This is a genomic window from bacterium (assembly GCA_018814885.1).
Lineage (GTDB): Bacteria > Krumholzibacteriota > Krumholzibacteriia > LZORAL124-64-63 > LZORAL124-64-63 > JAHIYU01.
Genome location: JAHIYU010000174.1, coordinates 23,841 through 29,840 on the forward strand (window position 1 = coordinate 23,841; position 6,000 = coordinate 29,840).

The following is a 6,000-nucleotide window of genomic DNA, read 5'->3' on the forward strand; positions in this document are numbered from 1 at the left end:
GCGATGTGGCGTCGACAAGATGGGTCCCCCTGACGGACGTAATGCAGGTTGTCATCTTAGTATAGCATCTATCTTGGGCCCAGGGAAAGTGGATGCGCGTAAAAAGTCATATTTTTCGTTTTGGCGAGGTGCGCGAGCGGCTAAAGTCGCAGCCTTACCCAGCAACGACGGGAAGACGCCGATGAACCTGAATAAAAAGGGCTCGACGGCCGCGGGGGCCGTGGTTCTCGCCGCCTTTATCCTCGTGACCGCCGCAGATGCGACGCCCGCCGCCTCCGTCGTCACCGAAGCGCCGGCACCCGAAACGGCAAATGACGGCTGGGATACGCACTTCGAGGCGTCGGGCGGCCGCGAGACCGGCCGTTTCGTCCAGACCGTCGAATACTGCCGGCGTCTCGCGAACGCGTCGCCCTGGCTGCACATGACCCGTTTCGGCACCAGCCCCCAGGGACGTGAACTCGTGCTGATGATCGCGGATCGCGACGGCGACTTCACGGCGGCGGCGGCGAGGGACGCGGGCAAGGCCGTCCTGCTGCTCCAGGCCGGCATCCACGCCGGCGAGATCGACGGCAAGGACGCCGGTCTGATGCTGCTGCGCGACATCGCCGTGCGACGGACCTGTCCCGAACTGCTGGACCACCTGACGATCCTGCTGATACCCGTCTTCAACGTGGACGGCCACGAGCGTTTCGGCCCCCACAACCGCGCCAACCAGAACGGCCCCCTCGAGATGGGCTGGCGGGTCACGGCCCAGGGTTACAACCTGAACCGGGACCATCTTAAGGCGGACGCGCCCGAGATGCGTTCCTGGCTGACCCTGTTCGCGGACTGGCTGCCGGACTTCTTCATCGACAGCCATGTCTCCGACGGCGCCGATTTCCGCCACGTCGTCATGTACGGCCTCGAGCTCGGCGGCAATCTCGACCCCGAACTGGCCGCATGGACGCGCGACGTCTACCTGGAGGGACTGTCGGAGACCCTGGCCGCCGACGGCTATCCCGTCATGCCCTACGGCGGGTTCCGCAGCTGGCAGGACCCCCGCAGCGGCATCCTGGTGTGGAGCTCCGGACCGCGGTATTCACACGGCTACGCGGCCATCCAGAACCGGCCCGCCCTGTTGCTCGAGACCCACATGTTCAAGGACTACAAGACGCGCGTCGACGCCACCTACCGCGTCTTCCGCCACACGGCGGAGATCCTCAATCGAGAGCACGAACGCCTGCGGGCCGCCGTCGCCGCGGCCGACCGGCGCGCCGCGGGCGCCGCCTTCCGCGGGACCCCGTTGCCGCTGAGTCTGGCCGTCGACGAGAGCGACAGCACGAGCTTCGACTTCCTGGGCTACGAATACGGGTTCGTCGACAGCGGGATCACCGGCGGCCGCTATCCCGTCTACAGCGACGTGCCGGCGGAGTTCGAGGTGCCGGTCTTCGCCGGGCACAAGCCCGAGGTCGAGGTTCGCCTGCCCGAGGCGTATCTCGTCCCCCCCGAATGGACCGAGGTGATCGAGCGTCTGTCCCTGCACGGCGTGGCTACGCGAAGGCTCCTGCAGCCGACCACCCTGCGGGTCGCGAGCGCGCGCTTCGGCGAGGTGACCTGGCGGGAGCATCCCTTCGAGGGACGCCACACGCTCGAGTACGAGATCGAGCCCATCGAGGAGATCCGCACCTTTCCCGGGGGCACGGTGGTGGTCGACATGAACCAGCGCGCGTCCCGCGCGGCGGCCCACATGCTCGCGCCGGAGGCGCCTGACGCCCTGGTGCGCTGGGGATTCTTCGACACCGTCTTCGAACGCAAGGAGTACGTGGAGCCCTACGTGCTGGAGCCCCTGTTGCCGGAGATGCTGGCGGCGAATCCGGCCCTGGCCGACAGCTTCGCCGCGGCCTTGGCCGACGACCCCGCGCTGGCGGAGGACTACTGGGGCAAGATCCTGTGGTTCTACCGTCGCACGCCCTGGTGGGACGACCGCATCAACGTCTATCCGGTGGGGTGGACGTTCTCGCGGGACGAGGTGGCGGCGCTGCGCTACTCGCCCTGAGATCCGTCGTGCTGGACGTTCCCCGTCCAGGCCATGGCCAGTTCCACGTCCTCGACGGTCTTGGGGATGGGCGGGCCCAGCACCCGGCAGCCCTCCTCGGTGACGAGCACGTCGTCCTCGATGCGGATCCCGCCGAAATCGCGGTATTTCCGCACCGCCGCGTGGTCGATGAAGTCGGCGTGCCGGCCGTCGGCGGACCAGCGGTCGATCAGCGCCGGGATGAAGTAGACGCCCGGTTCGAGGGTGATCACGAATCCCGGGCGCAGCCCCTTGGCCAGGCGCAGGTAGTTCAGTCCGAACTGGTCCGAACGCGCCTCGCCCGGCGCGTAGCCGACCGCGTCGCCCAGGTTCTCCATGTCGTGCACGTCCAGTCCGAGCATGTGACCGATGCCGTGGGGGAAGAACAGGGCGTGGGCCCCGGCGGCCACCGCTTCTTCCGCGTCGCCCTTCATCAGTCCGACCGCGATCAGGCCGGCGGCGACGGCCCGCGCCGCCGCCAGGTGCACGTCGCGGTTGGTCGCGGCGGGCCCGGCCGTCTCGATGGCGGCCTGCTGGGCCGACAGCACGACCTCGTAGATCTCCCGCTGCCGGGGCGAGAAGACGCCGCCGACGGGCAGGGTGCGCGTGATGTCCGAGCAGTAGCGCAGCGCCGTCTCCACGCCGCTGTCCACCAGCAGCAGCTGGCCTTCCCGCAGCTTGTTGCGATAGGTCTCGTTGTGCAGCACCTCGCCGCGCACCGTGACGATGGGCAGGAACGAGGGCTGCATGTCGTGGGCCAGGGCCACGCCCTGCATGGCGCCGGCGATCTGCGCCTCGCGCAGGCCGGGCCGGGCGTTGTGCAGGGCGATCCGGTACATCATGGCGCTCACGGCGATGGCCAGCTCGATCTCGGCGATCTCCTCGTCCGTCTTGATCTCCCGTTGGACCACCACGGCGCCGACCAGTTCCGCGGAGAACCCATCGGCCGCGGCATCCGGACCGGCGCCCAGCGACGCGGCCAGTTGCAGCCGGCCCGACGCACGGTACGGCGGCAGGTAATGGATCGCTACGCCCCGGCCGGCCAGTCCGGCCAGCTCGCCCGCCAGCTCGTCGCGGGCCTCGTGCCTGTCGATGCCGGCGTCCACCGCGAAATCGCCCCGACCGGGCCGGGGTCCGGACCAGATCACGTCGTCGGGCTGCGCGGGCGGCCCGTAGAGGATTTCCTCTCCGTCAGGCAGGATCAGCAGCACCAGGCCGGGATGGTCGATGCCCGCATAGTAGAGAAAACTCGAGTCCTGGCGGAACGGGTAGACGTTGGCCGCATAGTTGCGGCTCGCGTCGGTATTGCCGGGCAGCAGGATCGCGCCGCCGCCGACCGACTGGCGCAGCACCCGGCGTCGCTGCTGGTATGTCAACGCGTTCATACGTCGCCTTTCTCGGTCGGGCCGTTCCCGGGCACGAGGCCGAAGTGGAGGCATCCCTCCACCACGCCGTGCAGATGGGGCCGGCCGGCCAGGTACATCTTGCCCGCCCGCGCACCATGGGCGAGAAACGGGCGCAAGGCCTCCAGCAGGGCGGGACGCGCATTGCCCACGACGATGCCTCCCTCGGCGCGCAGCAGGGGATCGAGATCGTTGCGGGAGTCGCCCGCGAAGAGGGTCCGCTCGCTCGGCACGTCCAGCAGGCGCGCCATGTGGGCCACGGCGGACGACTTGGTGGCACCGGGCGGCAGGACGTCCAGCAGATCGTGCTCCTCGTAGACGCCGGCGCTGCGCACGAGCGAGAAATTCATCCCGGTCGTACACAGCCTGGCGACGACGTCGTTCATCGCCGTGTCGCCCGCCGCGTCCCGCGACAGCGTGAAACTCGCCTTGAACTCCGCCTGCCGCTCGGGCGCCTGTGGCGCCAGGCCGGCCACGTCGGACAGCAGGCCCAGGACGTCCGCATTGTCCAGGCCGCTCATGGCGTCGCGCATGAGCGCGGCGTAGGCCTCGTCACGACGCCAGCCACCGGGCGCGTTCCCGTCGGGATGATGTATCGAGGTCCCCACGTCGCACGACAGCAGGTGGGGCCGGGGCAGGGACCAGCGGTCGCTGGCCTCCAGGGCCGACGCCAGGTGACGCCCCGTCACGTAGGCGAGACGCAGTCCGTCACAGTCGCGGAGCAGGCGCCCGAACCGATCCAGGGCTTCCGCGTGGGTCGGATCGGGGCCGGCCGGGAACATGGTGCCGTCGAGGTCGCAGGCCAGCAGGCGCGTGTTTGCGGTCGGTTTCATGACGGGCGTCACTGTAGCGCAACGCCACCGGCGGCGCCAGCCCTCACGCGGACCGTTTGACAGGGTCCGGGCCTTCGTATAGCGTGTGCGGGGGGATCCGACCTTCAACTTGGACACGACTTCAAGAGGCCTGGATCTCCGAAACAGGAGATCCCGGATGCAAGCCCGCACGGATGCACGCCCGCCGCGACCCGTCGTCTTCGGCGAGGTCCTCTTCGATCACTTTCCGGACGGTGCCGCGGTGCTCGGAGGCGCGCCGTTCAACGTGGCCTGGCACCTGGAGGGGTTCGGTCTCGAGCCGCTGTTCGTCTCCCGTATCGGCGACGACGAGCGCGGGCGCGAGATCGTGGGCGCCATGACCGACTGGGGGCTGGACGTCTCGGGGCTGCAGCGCGACCCGCAGCGCCCCACAGGCGAGGTCCGGGTCGCGCTCGCGGACGGACAACCCACCTTCGACATCCTGGCGGACAGGGCTTACGACGCCATCGGGCCGGACCTGGCCGCCGCCGCCGCCGCGACGCTCCCCGCCGGCCTCCTCTACCACGGCACTCTCGCCTTGCGCGGGCAGACTTCCCGCGCCGCCCTGACCCGGCTGCGCGAGGTGACGGGAGCCCCCGCGTTCCTGGACGTGAACCTGCGCCCGCCGTGGTACGACCGCGACACCGTGCTGGCGGCTCTCGACGGCGCGCGCTGGGCGAAATTGAACGAGGCGGAGCTGCGGGAGCTGTCCGGCCACGGCGGGCAGACGGGCGCGGCGGCCTGCGCGCTGGCGGCCAGGCACGACCTGGACGCGGTGATCGTGACGCTGGGCGCCGATGGAGCCATCTGGTCGGACAGACAGGAAATCACGGCCACGGCCGCGGCCGTCGACGCCCCCGAGCTCGTCGATACGGTCGGCGCAGGTGACGCATTTGCATCGGTTTGCATCGCCGGGCTCCTGCGCGGAATGACCGCGGAACGGATTTTGCATGCCGCTCATCGATTTGCCGCGGCAATCTGCAGGATTCGCGGAGCGGTCGCGCGCGATCCCGGACTCTATCGACGCGTATTCGGCGACGGGTGGTGACGTGATGGAAAAGGATGGCGAGCAGGAGGGACTTTACATCCTGATGATGAGCATCCACGGGCTGGTCCGGGCCAGGGACATCGAGCTCGGACGGGATGCGGACACCGGCGGACAGATCACCTACGTGATCGAGATGGCCAAGGCCCTGGCCGTCGATCCCCGCGTCGCGCGGGTCGATCTGCTGACGCGTCGTATCGAGGGCCCGGGCATCGACACGAACTACGCGGATCTCGTGGAGACCATCACCGACAAGGCGCAGATCATCCGCATCCCCTGCGGACCGCGCCGCTATCTCCACAAGGAGAACCTCTGGCCCTACATGGACGAGTTCGTCCACCACGCCCTGTGCCACGTGCGCATGGTCGGCCGTCCGCCCGACGTGGTCCACGGTCACTATGCCGACGCGGGCTACGCCGGCTCCCAGCTGGCGCGCGAGCTGCGCGTGCCCTTCGTCTTCACGGGCCATTCCCTGGGCCGGGTCAAGAAGCAGCGGTTGCTGGCCAAGGGCCTCGACGAGGAAGCCCTCGAGAGGCGCTACAAGTTCAAGCGCCGCTTCCAGGCCGAGGAGGAGGCCCTGACCGCGGCGTCGCTCATCGTCACCAGCACGACCCAGGAGATGACAGACCAGTACAGCTCCTACGACAA

General features: G+C 69.1%; 5 protein-coding genes. 3 read left to right on the plus strand and 2 right to left on the minus strand.

All coding sequences use genetic code 11. The features are described 5' to 3' along the window. Positions 1-181 precede the first annotated feature (181 nt). Positions 182-2,035 carry a M14 family metallopeptidase gene (locus KJ554_13110; GenBank protein ID MBU0743274.1) on the plus strand — a complete coding sequence of 618 codons (1,854 nt, stop codon included), beginning with the start codon at positions 182-184 and terminating at the stop codon, positions 2,033-2,035. Here the strand turns inward: KJ554_13110 and KJ554_13115 are convergent. Together KJ554_13115 and KJ554_13120 are read right to left on the minus strand one after the other, a co-directional pair. Then, on the minus strand, positions 2,023-3,438 hold the full coding sequence (locus KJ554_13115) for an aminopeptidase P N-terminal domain-containing protein (GenBank protein ID MBU0743275.1): 1,416 nt from the start codon (positions 3,436-3,438) through the stop codon (positions 2,023-2,025). The two genes, KJ554_13110 and KJ554_13115, sit on opposite strands and share 13 nt — an antisense overlap. Beyond that, complete coding sequence (locus tag KJ554_13120) at positions 3,435-4,289, minus strand: HAD-IIB family hydrolase (protein ID MBU0743276.1); 855 nt, start codon at positions 4,287-4,289, stop codon at positions 3,435-3,437. Before KJ554_13120 ends, KJ554_13115 begins: the two co-directional genes overlap by 4 nt. A 157-nt stretch (positions 4,290-4,446) precedes the next feature. Between KJ554_13120 and KJ554_13125 the strand changes: the two genes are divergently transcribed. Beyond that, on the plus strand, positions 4,447-5,355 hold the full coding sequence (locus KJ554_13125; protein MBU0743277.1) for a carbohydrate kinase: 909 nt from the start codon (positions 4,447-4,449) through the stop codon (positions 5,353-5,355). A 1-nt stretch (position 5,356) separates the two neighbouring features. Then, positions 5,357-6,000 (plus strand): glycosyltransferase (locus KJ554_13130; protein ID MBU0743278.1); only part of this gene is annotated, 644 nt, incomplete at its 3' end.